This window comes from Candidatus Pantoea edessiphila (genome assembly GCF_002933345.1).
Taxonomy (GTDB): domain Bacteria; phylum Pseudomonadota; class Gammaproteobacteria; order Enterobacterales; family Enterobacteriaceae; genus Pantoea_C.
This window is the reverse complement of sequence record NZ_PDKR01000001.1, coordinates 182,169-197,954: the sequence shown is the minus strand read 5'-3', so window position 1 is coordinate 197,954 and position 15,786 is coordinate 182,169. Positions and strand designations below refer to the sequence as shown.

Annotated in this window: 12 protein-coding genes; 1 reads left to right on the top strand and 11 read right to left on the bottom strand. The window is 26.4% G+C overall.

Going from position 1 to position 15,786, the window contains the following annotated elements:
- The first annotated feature begins 183 nt into the window (after positions 1–183).
- Positions 184–1,257, top strand: coding sequence for an alanine racemase (gene alr, locus CRV09_RS00945; RefSeq protein ID WP_136132266.1), 1,074 nt, complete (start codon positions 184–186; stop codon positions 1,255–1,257).
- Between the two features lie 96 nt (positions 1,258–1,353).
- Here alr and gap read toward each other — a convergent pair whose 3' ends face one another.
- From gap to CRV09_RS00890, 11 genes are all read right to left on the bottom strand, one after another.
- A complete protein-coding gene (gap, locus tag CRV09_RS00940; protein ID WP_136132265.1) occupies positions 1,354–2,355 on the bottom strand; it encodes a type I glyceraldehyde-3-phosphate dehydrogenase in 1,002 nt (333 codons plus the stop codon).
- 252 nt (positions 2,356–2,607) lie between these two features.
- The gene (gene sppA, locus CRV09_RS00935) at positions 2,608–4,467 is read right to left on the bottom strand and encodes a signal peptide peptidase SppA (protein ID WP_136132264.1); all 1,860 of its coding nucleotides are present in this window, start codon (positions 4,465–4,467) and stop codon (positions 2,608–2,610) included.
- A gap of 167 nt (positions 4,468–4,634) precedes the next feature.
- Positions 4,635–5,441 carry an exodeoxyribonuclease III gene (xthA, locus tag CRV09_RS00930; RefSeq protein WP_136132263.1) on the bottom strand — a complete coding sequence of 269 codons (807 nt, stop codon included), beginning with the start codon at positions 5,439–5,441 and terminating at the stop codon, positions 4,635–4,637.
- Positions 5,442–5,883: 442 nt separating this feature from the next.
- The gene (gene cls / locus CRV09_RS00925; protein ID WP_241973702.1) at positions 5,884–7,260 is read right to left on the bottom strand and encodes a cardiolipin synthase; all 1,377 of its coding nucleotides are present in this window, start codon (positions 7,258–7,260) and stop codon (positions 5,884–5,886) included.
- Positions 7,261–7,631: 371 nt separating this feature from the next.
- A complete protein-coding gene (locus tag CRV09_RS00920) occupies positions 7,632–7,922 on the bottom strand; it encodes a YciI family protein (protein ID WP_136132261.1) in 291 nt (96 codons plus the stop codon).
- Between the two features lie 858 nt (positions 7,923–8,780).
- Positions 8,781–9,590: a tryptophan synthase subunit alpha gene (trpA, locus tag CRV09_RS00915; protein ID WP_136132260.1), complete on the bottom strand. Its 810-nt coding sequence runs from the start codon at positions 9,588–9,590 to the stop codon at positions 8,781–8,783.
- A 12-nt stretch (positions 9,591–9,602) separates the two neighbouring features.
- Positions 9,603–10,781, bottom strand: coding sequence for a tryptophan synthase subunit beta (trpB, locus tag CRV09_RS00910; protein WP_136132259.1), 1,179 nt, complete (start codon positions 10,779–10,781; stop codon positions 9,603–9,605).
- A gap of 34 nt (positions 10,782–10,815) precedes the next feature.
- A complete protein-coding gene (gene trpCF / locus CRV09_RS00905; RefSeq protein WP_136132258.1) occupies positions 10,816–12,177 on the bottom strand; it encodes a bifunctional indole-3-glycerol-phosphate synthase TrpC/phosphoribosylanthranilate isomerase TrpF in 1,362 nt (453 codons plus the stop codon).
- Positions 12,178–12,179: 2 nt separating this feature from the next.
- A complete protein-coding gene (gene trpD, locus CRV09_RS03660; RefSeq protein ID WP_136132257.1) occupies positions 12,180–13,178 on the bottom strand; it encodes an anthranilate phosphoribosyltransferase in 999 nt (332 codons plus the stop codon).
- A gap of 19 nt (positions 13,179–13,197) precedes the next feature.
- Complete coding sequence (locus CRV09_RS03655; RefSeq protein WP_136132256.1) at positions 13,198–13,779, bottom strand: aminodeoxychorismate/anthranilate synthase component II; 582 nt, start codon at positions 13,777–13,779, stop codon at positions 13,198–13,200.
- Positions 13,779–15,341 (bottom strand): anthranilate synthase component 1, encoded by a 1,563-nt coding sequence (locus CRV09_RS00890; protein ID WP_136132255.1) that lies wholly within the window; start codon positions 15,339–15,341, stop codon positions 13,779–13,781. Before CRV09_RS00890 ends, CRV09_RS03655 begins: the two co-directional genes overlap by 1 nt.
- Positions 15,342–15,786: the final 445 nt, after the last annotated feature.

Genomic DNA, 15,786 nt, shown 5'->3' with positions numbered 1-15,786 from the left:
TTGAACTAATGATAGTATATCTTATAGACTAAACTTTACTTTAATTTACATTCTTATTAAAAAAACTATAAATAATCATAATAATTATTTTACAATGAAGTTTTTATATTATAAGATTATGTTAATCAAAAAAATAAAAAATTTAATAATTAGCTTTGATTGATTTTAATAAAAATAAATTTTATGTCTCGTCCAATTATCGCTACTATTAACCAAAAAGCATTAAAACATAATTTATCAGTTGTTAAAAATTTATCTCCAAAATCAAAAATTTGGTCAGTAGTAAAAGCTAATGCATATGGTCATGGTATAAATAATATCTGCTTTAGTCTGTCAGATACAGACGGTTTTGCCTTATTAAGTATAGATGAAGCTATATTATTGCGTGAACTTGGCTGGAAAAAACCAATACTATTGTTAGAAGGTTTTTTTCATCCAAATGATTTGTATCTCATTGACCGTTATTGTTTAACAACTACCATACATAGTCAATGGCAAATAACAGCATTAGAGAATTTTTTACCATTAAATAATCCTATAAGAATTTACTTAAAAATAAACAGTGGAATGAATAGATTAGGCTTTGATTTCAAGTCAATCCAGAAAATATGGAAAAAATTAATTTCACTTAAGAATGTTTATGATGTAACGTTAATGATGCATTTCGGTAATGCAGGTAATCGTAATGAAATTATTCATTCATTTAAAAATATTCAGAAATTAATTATAGGATTAAATTGCTCTTGTTCTATATCTAATTCAGCTTGTGTTTTATGGCATCCTGAAGTTCATTATGATTGGGTTCGTGTTGGTATATTACTTTACGGAGCATCACCAAGTGGAAATTGGGTAGACATATCTAATACTAATTTACAACCAGTGATGACCTTATCAAGTAAAATTATTGCCATTCAAAAATTGAAAATAGGTGATAGTATAGGTTATGGTTGCAATTACCAAACTCAAAAACCAAAACTTATTGGAATAGTTGCATGTGGTTATGCAGACGGTTATCCACGCCATGCACCAACAGGTACTCCTTTATTGGTAGACAATAAAATAACACAATTATTAGGTACTGTGTCAATGGATATGATGACTGTAGATTTAACATACTGCCCACAAGCAGATATTGGTTCTAATGTAGAATTATGGGGTAATCACATAAAAATTGATCAAGTAGCAAAATCAGCTGGAACTATAGGTTATGAATTAATGTGTTCTCTTACATCTCGTGTGCCTATAAGAGTTATATAATTAAAATACTGTTTTGATAAAAATTTATAACACATAATTTATGTTGAGTTATAAAATTTTTTTATTAGATTATCTTTTTTAATAATCTTTAGTTTTTTAATTGTTATCAGCAATTAATGAAGTTAAATCTAAAACTTTATTTGAATATCCAATTTCATTATCATACCATGCAATTAACTTTACAAAATTTTTATTTAAAGCTATACCAGCTCTAATATCAAATATACAAGTCAAGGTATTACCATTAAAATCGCTTGAAACAACATCATCTTCTGTATAACCTATTATATCTTTCATTTGTCCTTCTGAAGCAAGTTTAATTTCATCACATATATCATTATAAGACGCAGTTTTATCTAGTCTAACAGTTAAGTCAACAACAGATACATTTGAAATAGGAACACGAAAAGACATGCCTGTTAATTTACCTTCTAATTCCGGGAGAACTTTCCCAACAGCTTTTGCAGCACCCGTTGTAGATGGAATAATATTTTGAAATACACTTCTACCGCCTCGCCAATCCTTTTGAGATGGACTATCAACAGTTTTTTGAGTTGCAGTAGCTGCATGAATAGTCGTCATTAAACCTTCAACAATGCCAAAACGATCGTTAACAACTTTTGCTAATGGGGCTAAACAGTTGGTAGTGCATGAAGCATTGGAAACTATATTTTGTCCTTTATATTTTTCAAAATTAACCCCTCGAACAAACATTGGAGTATTATCTTTAGAAGGTCCAGTCAATACGACTTTTTTTGCACCAGCAATTATATGTTTGTTTGCATCTTCTGAAGTTAAAAAAACACCTGTAGCTTCAATTACTATATCTACTCCTATCTCATTCCATCTTAAATTAATTGGATCTTGCTCAGACATTATAATAATGTCTTGATTGTTAACTATTAATTTATTTTTTTTTATATTTACTGTTCCATCAAATGGACCATGAATGGAATCATATTTTAGCATATATGACATATAATCAGCATTTACTAAATCATTAATAGCAACAACTTTAATATCAGTACGATATTGAGCTGCACGAAGAACCATACGTCCAATTCTGCCAAATCCATTAATACTTATTCTAGTTATCATATTTTTAATAATTTTTATTTTAAGAAATTAATATTTCTGTAAATGTACAGAAATATTAATTAACGTCAAGGAAAATAAAGGAATTAATTGTAATTATTTAATCTATGAAACTGAACTATTTTCTAATTAATAAATTAGATAATTAATTATTGCTAGTGTACATCATCCTTAAAAGGTAAGACACAGGATCAATAAAAAATTATAGTTCAGCTTTTAATTAAAATTGATTTAATAAATTTTTATCAAAATTAATTACTTTTGTAGATTATTACAATCCAAACAAAAAGCATATCTATTTTGAGGATCGTTAAGATCATCTGTTAAAATAAATTCGTTTTTCAAAATTCCGAAATTTAAGTTAAGCAAATTATTTAATAAATCAAAAAATTTATTAGACCCAAAAGCCTTAACTAAGGTATCAATTAATGTGGAATCATCGTTATACCACACTAATTTCGGAGTGGTAATTTTTGCTAATTCTTGTGCTTTTTTTACTGCATCGTCAAAATCACCTAAAGAATCTACTAAACCATTTTGTTTTGCATCAATACCTGTCCATACACGACCTTGTGCAATGTTATCAATTTGTTCAAAAGTTTTCTTCCGAGATTTTGCAACTAGATCAACAAATTTATTGTAACCATTATTTACACTCATTTGCATTATTTGTTCAACTTCTTTCGGTAATTTCTGTGTGCTAAATATTTTAGCTAGTGGAGAGGTGCTAACACCATCAGCATGTATTCCAATTGAATCTAAGCTTCTTTCGATGGTATTAATTGCACCAAAGATACCAATAGATCCTGTTATTGTATTTGGGTTTGCTATTATACAATCAGCAGCAGTAGATATCCAATAACCACCAGATGCTGCTACACTACCCATGGAAACAACGATAGGTTTTTTTGCTTCATGCAAAGCTAATAATTCTTGACGAATCGCTTCTGAAGCTACTACGCTTCCCCCTGGGCTATTTACATATAAAACAACAGATTTAATATTAGGATTCAATCTTGCATTTCTTATATGTTCAATAATGTTATTGCTAACAATATTATCTGAATTAGCTTTATTATTATTTGAAATAGCACCATTTACCATGATAACTGCAATGTTACCTAATTTTTGATTTATTATTTCATTTGTTTTGGGTTTGTAATTATAGATACTAGTGTTAAAATAACTACTGGTGTTTGTATCCAAACCAAATTTATTTATCAAATCTTTTTCCGCTACTGGAATAGAAGCAATATGATCAACTAGTTTATTATTAAAGGCATATTTTGCAGTATCGCCTTGTTCTTTCTTTAATTTTTCAATAATCTTTGATGCACCTGGAAATAATTTTTTCGGTTTGATTTTTCGATTAGAAGAAACTGTATCTAAATAACTTTTCCACAGTTGATTAAGCCAATGACTATCCATTGTTCTAATTTGATCTGACATTTTATCTAATAATAAAGGTTCAACAGCTGATTTATAATTACCTATTCTAAATACGTGTGAATTAATTTTTAATTTTGTTAATAACTGATTATAGTATAATTCATTAGTTGCAAAACCTTTCAAATCTACTGCTCCTAAAGGGGAAAGATAAATTTCATTAGCAAAACTAGAAAGATAATATTGTGCTTGATTATAATTATTACCTATAGCATAAATAGGCTTACCACTTAAACGAAATTCACGTAACGTTTTACCAATGTATTGTAATGAAATCTGATCTCCTCCTTGAAAATCATGTAAATCTAATACAATTCCTGTAATATTGCTATCATCTTTAGCTTGACGTATTAAATTTACTACATCAAATATTAAATTTTGATATACATTAAATTTTTTATCGATTTTACCCAATACTTTATTTTCAATTTTATTTATGTAGCTATTAACAGACATTTTATCTACTAATATTCCTTTTAGATCTAGTTTCAATGCTCCTTTGTTTATTACAGGAAAATTATGCGAATGATTAGTTAAATGTAATATAAATGTAGAACAAAACATTATCGCAATTAGTACGAAACAATTGAGTATGAATACTCTAATAAAATTCAATACAAGCCATATAGATTTAAATATACCAGCGATTATTCGCCATAATCTTTTCATAAACGTCTCCGTTTTTAAATATAGTAGAAATAAATAGCCTGAAATTAATTATTTAACAATTTATAAATTTGGTTTCATTTTTAAAATTAAATATTTAATTTTTTAATAATTAACAATTAATATTAAATAATTATTTAATAATAAAAGTAATAGGTTATAATAATTATTTAAAATTGAAATTTAGACCAAACGGGTGCATGATCGGAAGATTTATTCATACTGCGTATGTTATAATCAATTCCTGATGCAATACAATAACTTGCTAGTATTTTAGTTGATAATAATAAATCAATGCGTAATCCACGATTATCATAGAAACCTTTTGACCTATAATCAAACCAAGAAAAACAATTATTAATTTTTGGGTTTTGTTTTCGCCAAATATCAATTAAGCCAAGGTCAAATAAATTTTTAATCCATTCACGTTCTTCAGGAAGAAATGCGCATTTCCCAATTTGTAACCATTTTTTTATATTTTCATCTCCTATTCCAATATCAAGATCCGTACTGGCAACATTCATGTCACCCATTATTAAAATAAGTTTGTTAAATACTAATTGTTTTGTTAAATAATCTTTAAGATCACTAAAAAATTTTCTTTTTGCAGGAAATTTTACAATGTGTTTTCGATTTTCTCCTTGAGGAAAATAACCGTTTATTACAAAAATATTTCCAATAGGACTAGGAATTTCCACTATAATTAACCTACGTTCAGCATTTGTATTGTCAGTAGGTAAACCTTTATATACAGCGATTGGGCTTATTTTTGTTAATAATGCAACTCCATAATGTCTTTTTTGACCATGATAAAAAATTTCATATCCTAAGTTAGATAGATCTTTAATAGGAAACATAGAATCTTCTACTTTAGTTTCCTGTAAACCTATTATATCAGGTTTATGTAATATTATTAGTTCTTTAAGCTGATGTATTCTAGCTCTCAAACCATTAATATTAAATGATATTAATTTCATAATAGTTTATGTACAGTAGTTAATTTGAATTAACTAATTATAGTTTTATTTAATTTACTTTAAAATATACTTATTCAAATAATTAGAAAGGATTTATTGAAATAAATTAATGTAAAATTAAACATTTCAGATTATAATAACTCAAATAAGGATTTTTTGATATTAAATTTAATAATATTTGGCTATAATATTATATAAATAAATGTACTATATTAATTAGTACTTAGTATTAAACTAGTATCTAATTGATGAAACTAAATTAATTATGTTTATTATAAAACATAATATTCAATTATAAATATTGAAATTTTAAAGAACTTTAATAAAGTTAATTATCGTTATCATTTTTAGGTTTTGTGATTTTTAATAGATTGGGAATAATATCTATTAATCAATCTCTTTTACGATAAAATATATAATATTTTGGATTATTTTTTAATATTTATAATAAAGGACTAAATAAATAAAATATCATTTCTAAAAGTTTTTGCCAAAATGAACGTTTTGACCAAGTTTCTCTGTCCAATAAACGAGAATTTGAAATATAATCATATTGTAAAGAAGCTAAGTTATTGCTAAAACTAGAATTATCTACAATTAAAGTAATTTCAAAATTCAGCCATAAACTACGCATATCTAGATTAAAAGTACCTAATAAAGTTAATTGTCCATCTACTAATATACTTTTTGTATGTAATAATCCTCCTTCGAATTGATAAATATTTACTCCTGCTTCTAATAATTCACTAAAAAATGCACGACTTGCCCAAGTTACTAATAAAGAATCATTGTGAAGTGGAATAACAATATCAACATCTACCCCCCTTAATGCTGCAGTACAAAGTGCATGTAATAAATCCTCACTAGGAACAAAATAAGGTGTTGTCATAATTAAATGTTCACGTGCGGAGTATATAGTTGTTAAAAGTGCTTGATGCATTATACCTTTTGGAAAGGTAGGACCAGAAGCTACTATCTGAGCAGTACAAACATTTTTTTCTCTTATCTTTTGTATCCCTTTCTTTTCATATATTGGTAAAATACTATTTCCTGTTTCAATTTCCCAATCACAATTAAAGATCATTCCAATTATTGTGGAAATAGGACCTTCTATACGTACCATTAAGTCTACCCAATGACCAACGCCAATATTTTGTTTAAAAAATACAGGATCTACTAGATTCATGCTACCAATATAAGCTGTATAACTATCAATCAATACGAGCTTGCGATGTTGACGTAAATCTATGCGACGCAAAAAAAATTGTAATAAATTAATTTTTAGTGCTTCTATTACTTCAATTCCAGAACTACGCATTTTTTTTACCCAGTTACTACGGAAAAATGATATACTTCCAGCAGAATCTAATATTAATCTACATTTTACTCCACGACAGGCTGCTTTGATTAATGATTCAGCAACTTCATCAGCTAATCCACCTGGATGCCATATGTAAAATATCATTTCAATGTTATGACGTGCTATCTTTATATCATTAATCAATGATCGCATAATATCGACAGGATTATTTATTAATTTTAATTTATTACCTTTAACTGCAGGAATACCTTGTCTTTTAGTACATAACTTAAATAATGAATGTGCAACATTACTATATGTTGTTGCAAAAATTTTTTTTTGTTGTGTAAGTTTGTTAATAAGATTATTTGTATGTGTCCATATTGAACGTGTTCTGTTAATACGACTTTTTTCAAGATATAATTCTCCAAAAGATAAGTAAATAATCATACCTATTACTGGGAGAACATAGATGGCCAACAGCCAAGCCATCGATGAATTAACAGCTCGACGTTTCATTAATATTCGTAAAGTAATATTAGCTACTAATAACCAATAAACAAACAGAAAAAAAAATCTATCGTATTATGAAAATTAATCATTAATTAAATATCCTATTATTAGTATTTTAGTGCTTTAATATTACAAATATTTATCGTTAATAAATATTAATATGGTAAAATACGAACCAATTATTGATTAATTTTATGCTTTATATCAGTAATTTAATTACAATTTTAATTAAATTATATAATATATTAATGAATATTAGATAATGATATTTATCATTATTAGATAATGATATTTATCATTATTAGATAATGATATTTATCATTTATAAAAAACTATTTTATATTTAATGATTTTTTATTTTTAACAAATAATATTAATTAAAAAATTATCTTAAATGGTTTTATAATTAGTTTATTACAATCATTTATATATGGATCTTCTTCAACCCAAAGCTGAACATCATCTAATGAATAAAATTCAGCAATAATTGTTAAGCCAGTAAAGCCTGACATGCCAGGATCATTACTATCTACAGCAGGCATATAACCATAAATAATAAGTCTACCTTCTTTTTGTAAAAATTTAACACGTGATGCATGGATTTGCTTAAGGTTTTTTTTCTTCTTTGACAAAAAAGTATCATGTTCTAAATAAATTATATAAAACACTAATAAAACCTCTATATTATCTTTTTTTATTTAAGGTGATTAATTTATGCATTACTAATCGATAAATCCAATCGTAATTTATATAAAAATATTTAATATAATTTACTTTTTAATAAAATCTATTTATTTTATGTTTTAATGATTAAAATTACTGTTAATATTTTATATATTGTCATATTAAAACCATAGAATATTTCCTAATTAAAATATGTTATCTAAAAATTATTTTACAAGTATAGAATTTATTTAATTTAGTTTTATTTAAATAATATTAAAAAATTTATTTATATGTGAAAAAATAATATTACATTTTATCCTGCTTGCTTTTAGATTTATCTTAAAAAATAATTAATAATAGGTTTAATATGAGTATTTAACGTAATGTAATTAATAAAATATTATATTACTTGTTTAACAATATATAAAACCTATATACATTAAAACCTATATAAATAAATAATATTGATTGTAAATGCTGTTTTTTTAAAGAAAAAATCATTATAAATATAATTTTAATTAACAACCATAAAGCAATTATTTAAGAAGATATATATACTACTTTTCATAGAAGCAATAATTTCAATTATATCATTTACCAATATTATTAGAAATATTAAAAACAGAAACATCAATAATATTCCTGAAAAAATAAAGTTAAAAGATTAATTTGAACTATAAAAAATAAAATTATAAGATTGTGTAAAATGAAATAATTACACCTAACATACTTACTATTTTTTTAGCCGTAATAAAAATTACTTATAAAATAGTTATTAGCAGTAAAATATTTCCAATTAATCCAGAAAAAACGATATGCTATTGATTATATCTAATGATATATTATATATTTTTTATAATTTAACTATTAATGCTAGCAGATTTAAAATTTTTAGCTATTATTTTTATTTCTTTAATCATTACATCAATTTTATCAAAATAATTTTCTATTATTTTGATAATTGCAGAACCAACTATTACACCATCAACTCCTGCTTTAATAATTTTTTTTACTTGATTAATATTAGAAATACCAAATCCTTGTACTAATGGAGCTGAATTATATGAACGTAATTTATTTAATATATCTGGAGCAATTAAGTTAGCATGTTTTTCAGTACCTGTTACACCTGTTCGTGATAATAAATAAATATAACCACAGCTGTATTTTGATATTTTACGCAACAAATCCACATTAGAATCTGGAGGACAAATAAATACTTGATTGATATCATATTTTAATGATGTTTTAATAAAAACTTTAGCTTCTTCAATAGGTATATCAGCAACTAATATAGAATCTATATCTACCTTATGACAATTACTATAAAAATTTTCAATTCCATTAGAAAAAACAAGATTTGCATACATTAATAATCCAATTGGCAATTTAGGGTATCTATAACGTATCTTAGTTATTATATTAAAACATTTTTCAACTGTAATACCTGCATTAAATGCACGTAAATTAGATTTCTGAATAATAGGACCATCAGATAATGGATCAGAAAAAGGCATACCCAATTCTAATCCATCTGCTCCACCTTCAACTAAAGCTTCAATAATTTTTATTGATAGTTTTGGAGTTGGGTCTCCCAAAAGAACAAAGGGGAAAAAAGCACCTTCTTTATTATTTTTTAATGTGTTAAAAAGTTTTTGATAACGATTCATTCTATTTCCTTATTATATTTGATGATGATCATTAACAATAGAAATATCTTTATCACCACGGCCAGAAATATTTACTATTAATATCTGTTCTTTTTTTGGATTTAATTCTATAATCTTTAAAGCGTAAGCTAAAGCATGTGAAGCTTCTAAAGCCGGAATAATGCCTTCTGAACTACATAATTTCTTAAATGCTAAAAGTGCTTCTTGATCTGTAATTGATACATAATTAGCACGACCTATACTGTTTAAATATGCATGTTGAGGACCAATAGAAGGAAAGTCTAAACCAGCAGATAAAGAGTATGATTCTTTTATTTGGCCTTCTGATGTTTGCATTACTAATGATTTCATACCAAAATAAATACCAGTACGGCCATGTTTTAACGGAGCACCATGTTTTCCTGTTTCAATACCGTGACCTGCAGGTTCAACACCTACTAATTCCACCGTATTATTTTCAATAAAATTAGTAAATATACCTATAGCATTAGATCCACCACCAACACATGCTATAATTGTATCCGGTAATCTGCCTTCTTTTTTTAAGATTTGATCTTTAGTCTCTTTTCCAATCACACTTTGAAATTCACGTACTATAGTTGGAAATGGATGAGGACCTGCAGCTGTGCCTAAAATATAGTGTGTATTTTCGTAATTATCAGACCATTCACGTAATGCTTCATTACATGCATCCTTTAAAGTTGCTGAACCATTGTGTACTGGAATAACTTCAGCACCCATAAGTTTCATTCGAAGTACGTTAGTTACTTGACGATTTATGTCTTTAAATCCCATATAAATACGACACTTCATATTTAGTAAAGCACATGTTAATGCTACAGCTACACCATGTTGGCCAGCGCCAGTTTCAGCAATAATTTTATTTTTTCCCATTCGATTAGCTAATAAACCTTGTCCTAAAACTTGATTTATTTTATGAGCACCACCATGTAATAAATCCTCTCTTTTTAAATATAATTTAGTATTTGTACCCTTTGTTAAATTTCTACATAATGTTAATGGAGTAGGACGACCAGCATAATCTTTTAATAGTGTTTTAAATTCAAATTGAAAATTTTTATCATTTTGTGCAACAACAAATTCTTTTTCAAGTTGTAAAAGAGCTGGCATCAATATTTGTGGTAAATACATACCACCAAATTCACCAAAATAGGGATTTAATAAAGTCATCTTTAAATTCCTTATTTATCATTTAGTAATAAAATTAATAGTTCCTGAGCATTTGAAATATAGATTTAATTTTACTAAAATCTTTAATGCCAGGTGAACTTTCAGTTCCTGAATTAAAATCAAGCCCATAACAACCCATTCTAGAAGCTAATGAACAATTATCTAGATTTAATCCTCCTGCTAATATTACATTGTCTAATTTTTGACCTTTTAACAAATTCCAATTAAAATTCTGTCCTGAACCACCTGTCTTATTATCAAATACATAAAAATCAATTTCTGATAAATTACGTTCAGGAACTATATCATTTATACTTAATGCCTTCCAAATTTGTACTTTTAGAGGTAATTCTTGACGTAACTTGGTAATAAAATCTTGATTTTCATTTCCATGTAGTTGAACAGCTGATAGACCAAGTGTAATAGTATCCATTACAATTTTACTAATTTTGGCATTTTTATAGACGCCTACATATTTAAGTGGTGTATTAGAAATAATTCTTTTTGCTTGTATCATATTAACTTTACGAGGAGATTCTTCAATAAAAATTAATCCACCAAAAATAGCACCTACATCATATGATACATATGCATCTTCGATACGAGATAGACCACAAATTTTATTATTTCCTAATACAATACTACGAATGGCTAGTTCAAGATTATCTTCTTCCATTAGTTTTGAACCAATTAAAAATCCATTAACTAAATGACTTAATCTTATAATATCAGAGTGATTACTAATTCCAGATTCACTAATTACTATTTTATTGTTTGAAATAAAAGAAACCAACTGTTTTGTTTTTTCGATGTCAATGGAAAAATTTTGTAAATTACGATTATTAATACCTATTACCTTTGCTTTAAGAGAAATAGCACGTTTAACTTCGTTTTCATTGCTAACTTCCGTTAATATTCCCATATTTAATTCATTAGCAATTGCTGCAAATTGACAATATTGCTGATCATCTAAAATAGACAACATTAATAAAATAGCATCTGCATTATAGTTACGTGCTAAATAAATTTGATATTGATCAATAATAAAATCCTTACAAAGTACAGGTTGTGTAGTTACTGAACTAACTATAGAAAGAAAAGAAAAATCTCCTTGAAAATATTTCTCATCAGTTAAAACTGATATTACAGATGCATAGTTTCTATAAACATTAGCTATTTTTAAAGGATTAAAACCTTTTCTAATTAATCCCTTAGAGGGAGATGCTTTTTTACATTCAAGGATAAATTTAGTATTTGGACCTTTTAGTGCATTGTAGAAATTACGGTTTGAAGGTTGAATTTTTTTATTAAAACTAATTAATGGTTGTTTTTTTTTGCGAGTTTCAATCCAAAATATTTTATCTTGAATAATTTTATTTAATATATTGTCTTGCATATTTATCCTCTTGATAACAGACTTGATAAAAGTTCATATACTTTTCCACTTTTAATTACTTTAAGGGCATATTGCGCATTATCATGTAAGTTTTTATTACCAAAAACCTTAAGAATCATAGCTACATTAGCAGCAACAGTTTCTTCATGTGATTTATCTCCTTTGCCTCTAATTAATTTCATAAAATTATTATGATTTTCTTCTGGAGTATTAATGTTTAACAATCCTTTAGGTTGTAATTCAAATCCAAAATCTTTATGAGTTAAATGATAAAATGTAATATTGCCTTTATGTAATTCGGCAATATGATTTATATCATATAAAATTACTTCATCCATTCCTCCTCCATGAACTACTATCGCATGTCGATACTTAAGAATTTTCAATATGTTAATAATTGGTCTTAAAAGTTTTGTACTATATACGCCAATTACGGTTAAAGATGGACGTGCTGGATTTACTAAAGGTCCTAATATATTAAATATTGTTCTCGTTTTTAATCTTTGACGAACTTTAATTGCATGATAAAATCCAGTATGATATTTTGAAGCAGACAGAAAACAAATATTTAAATCATCTAGTATCTCACGTGCTTTATTTGATGAAATATTTAAATTAATTCCTAAAGATTTCAATATTTCAGAAGATCCAAAATTATCTGATGTACTTTTACCTCCATGTTTGACGATTTTAACACCACAAGCTGCAGCTACAAGTGAGCTAGCTGTAGAAATATTTATAGTTTTAATTGAGTCTCCACCAGTTCCAACTATATCTGCAAAATCATATTCTGGACGATTGAATGTTTTAACATTATCCAATAAAGCATTTACTGCACCAAAAATTTCCTCCTGAGTTTCTCCTCGTACTTTCATTGCAATTAAAGCTCCCGATAACTGTGTTTCGTTAAGTTGGCCGTTAATTATTGCTTTAAATAATTGATAACTTTCTAATTTAGAAAGATTTTGTGCTTGGAAGAGTTTCTCTAAGAGAATATACATAATATTGCTGTCCTTAATTTTATTTTTTAATTACCCAATTTACTGTTTGTTCAATTAACTGAGCTCCTTGTGTTGTTAATATAGATTCAGGATGAAATTGAAATCCACATACAAGGTCTTTGTCATGACGTACTGCCATGACCATGTCTTTATATCTGGCATTAACAGTTAAACAAACTGGTATATTATCTCCAATTAATGAATGATATCTTGCAACTGTCATGGGATTTTTAAGATTTTTAAACATGGCTTCTCCATCATGATGTATTAAAGAAATTTTTCCATGTAAAATTTCCCTTGACTGACAAATTTTACCTCCATAAAATTCTATAATAGCTTGATGACCAAGACAAATTCCTATAATAGGTTTATATCCACATAATCTTTCAATAAGTTTTAACATACAGCCGGCATCTTTAGGAGATCCAGGTCCGGCTGATAAGACAATAACTACATTTTTCATATAATTAATAAAATCAATTAATAAATCTACAGATACATTATTTCTATAAACAAAAACATCATGATTAAGAATTCTTAATTGGTCAACAAAGTTATATGTAAAAGAATCAATATTATCAATAAGCAAAATCTTGGCCATTAAAAATTATCCTCACAATTATGTGCGATTGCAATAGCACGTAGAACGGCTCTAGCCTTGTTTCGGCTTTCATCTGCTTCTTCTTGCGGATTAGAATCTAATACTACACCAGATCCAGCTTGTACTGTAGCTATTCCTTTTTCAATGTATGCAGAACGAATAACAATACATGTATCTAAATCTCCTTGCGCAGTTAAATAACCTATAGATCCCCCATAACTACCACGACTAATACCTTCTACATCAGCTATTAATTGCATAGCACGTACTTTAGGAGCTCCACTAAGGGTTCCCATATTCATGCAAGCTCTATATGCATGCAAAGCATCTAAATCTGGTCTTAGTTTGCCTATAACACGAGATACTAAATGCATTACATAAGAATAACGGTCAACTTTAGTTAAATCAGATACATACCTGGTGCCGGGTATACATATGCGTGCTAAATCGTTGCGTGCTAAATCTACCAACATAAGATGTTCAGAAAGTTCTTTATGATTAGTACGCAGTTCAAGTTCAATACGACTATCAAGATCTAAGTCTAATGATCCATCAGAATATAATCCTCTAGGTCTTGTTCCTGCTATAGGATAGATCTCAATTTGTCGTGAATTTGCATCATATTTTAAATAACTTTCTGGTGAAGCACCGAATAATGAAAAATATTTATCTTGCATAAAAAACATATAAGGACTTAAATTATCATTTTTTAGTATGTTATAAGCAGATAATGGAGAGGGACATGGTAAATAAAAACGACGTGAAGGTACTACTTGAAATATTTCTCCTAAACGTATAAATTGCTGCATTTGCTGAACTATATTACAATATTCCTCATCATTTTTATTGATGATTAATTTCATATTTCTAATTTTTTTTGTTGGTAATTCAGAAAATGTTTTTAGCATTTTTATATGCAATTGTTTTACACGCATTTCTAAGCGTTTAAATTCCTCTATAGATCTACAAAAAACACTAGCTTGCAAATAAGCAGTCCTACTTTGATGATCTATTTTTAATAAAATTTCAGATAAATAAAAACAATAATCAGGACAATTTTGTTCTCTTTTTGTTTTAGGTATATTCTCAAAATTTGAAACTAAATCATAAGCAAATAAACCTCCAAGTAAAAATGCTTCTTTTTTATCTTTAGGTACTTGTATTAATTGTAAAATTAATCTAAGTGGATCAAATATAGATGGGTTTTTTAATCTATTATCTTCATCTTGTATATTATAAGTATTTGGAAATATTAATTTACATTCATTATTATTTATTTCTTTATTTATATATTTAGGTAATACATTGTCCAATAATGATAATAGTGTTTTGCCATTTTTCGATAAAGCCTGTAAAAAAACATGATTATCTATAGCACTAATTCGTAATGCACTATCTACAATTAATAAACTTTTTAAATTTTCTTTACTATCTATATTTGCAGATTCAAGGAGTAAAGTTGCTGGACGTAAACCACATAATTGGTAAAATAATATTCCTGGATTTTCACAATAGGGAACATCAATAGTAATTAATTTTACTGTATGTTTATCATTTGACATAATCATTTTCTCTCAATTATATAAAAAAACCCGCTTGTTTATAGCGGGTATAATTAGTTTTCAGATTTATGTTCAGTAAATAAATTCAAAAAATAAAATATTTTATTTTTTTATCTTATAAGTATGTAAAATTGATTAAGATATTAAGCAATATTGTCTTTTATTAATTGAATTTTATTATTTAGTTAATAAAATACTAAAATTATATTTTTTGTATTTTAGAATATTTATTAACATTGGTTATTTATTAATTTAATAAAAATATTTATATTAAAATATCATTTTTACCATATATTTAATTCTATTAATATAACCATATTATCTAATTAGGCGTTTTTTTGATAAAAAATGTATAATTTTTAAAATTGTTATTAATATAACAATATTAAATTTTATAAATCTAATTAAGAAATTGTAAATAACAATAACAATATTGCCATTTAAT

What these genes read in the sequence shown, in the direction of transcription:
- alr (WP_136132266.1), top strand. Translation starts at nt 184, where the DNA reads ATGTCTCGTCCAATTATCGCTACTATTAACCAAAAAGCATTAAAACAT.
- gap (WP_136132265.1), bottom strand. Translation starts at nt 2,355, where the DNA reads ATGATAACTAGAATAAGTATTAATGGATTTGGCAGAATTGGACGTATG.
- sppA (WP_136132264.1), bottom strand. Translation starts at nt 4,467, where the DNA reads ATGAAAAGATTATGGCGAATAATCGCTGGTATATTTAAATCTATATGG.
- xthA (WP_136132263.1), bottom strand. Translation starts at nt 5,441, where the DNA reads ATGAAATTAATATCATTTAATATTAATGGTTTGAGAGCTAGAATACAT.
- cls (WP_241973702.1), bottom strand. Translation starts at nt 7,260, where the DNA reads ATGAAACGTCGAGCTGTTAATTCATCGATGGCTTGGCTGTTGGCCATC.
- trpA (WP_136132260.1), bottom strand. Translation starts at nt 9,590, where the DNA reads ATGAATCGTTATCAAAAACTTTTTAACACATTAAAAAATAATAAAGAA.
- trpB (WP_136132259.1), bottom strand. Translation starts at nt 10,781, where the DNA reads ATGACTTTATTAAATCCCTATTTTGGTGAATTTGGTGGTATGTATTTA.
- trpCF (WP_136132258.1), bottom strand. Translation starts at nt 12,177, where the DNA reads ATGCAAGACAATATATTAAATAAAATTATTCAAGATAAAATATTTTGG.
- trpD (WP_136132257.1), bottom strand. Translation starts at nt 13,178, where the DNA reads ATGTATATTCTCTTAGAGAAACTCTTCCAAGCACAAAATCTTTCTAAA.
- CRV09_RS03655 (WP_136132256.1), bottom strand. Translation starts at nt 13,779, where the DNA reads ATGGCCAAGATTTTGCTTATTGATAATATTGATTCTTTTACATATAAC.
- CRV09_RS00890 (WP_136132255.1), bottom strand. Translation starts at nt 15,341, where the DNA reads ATGTCAAATGATAAACATACAGTAAAATTAATTACTATTGATGTTCCC.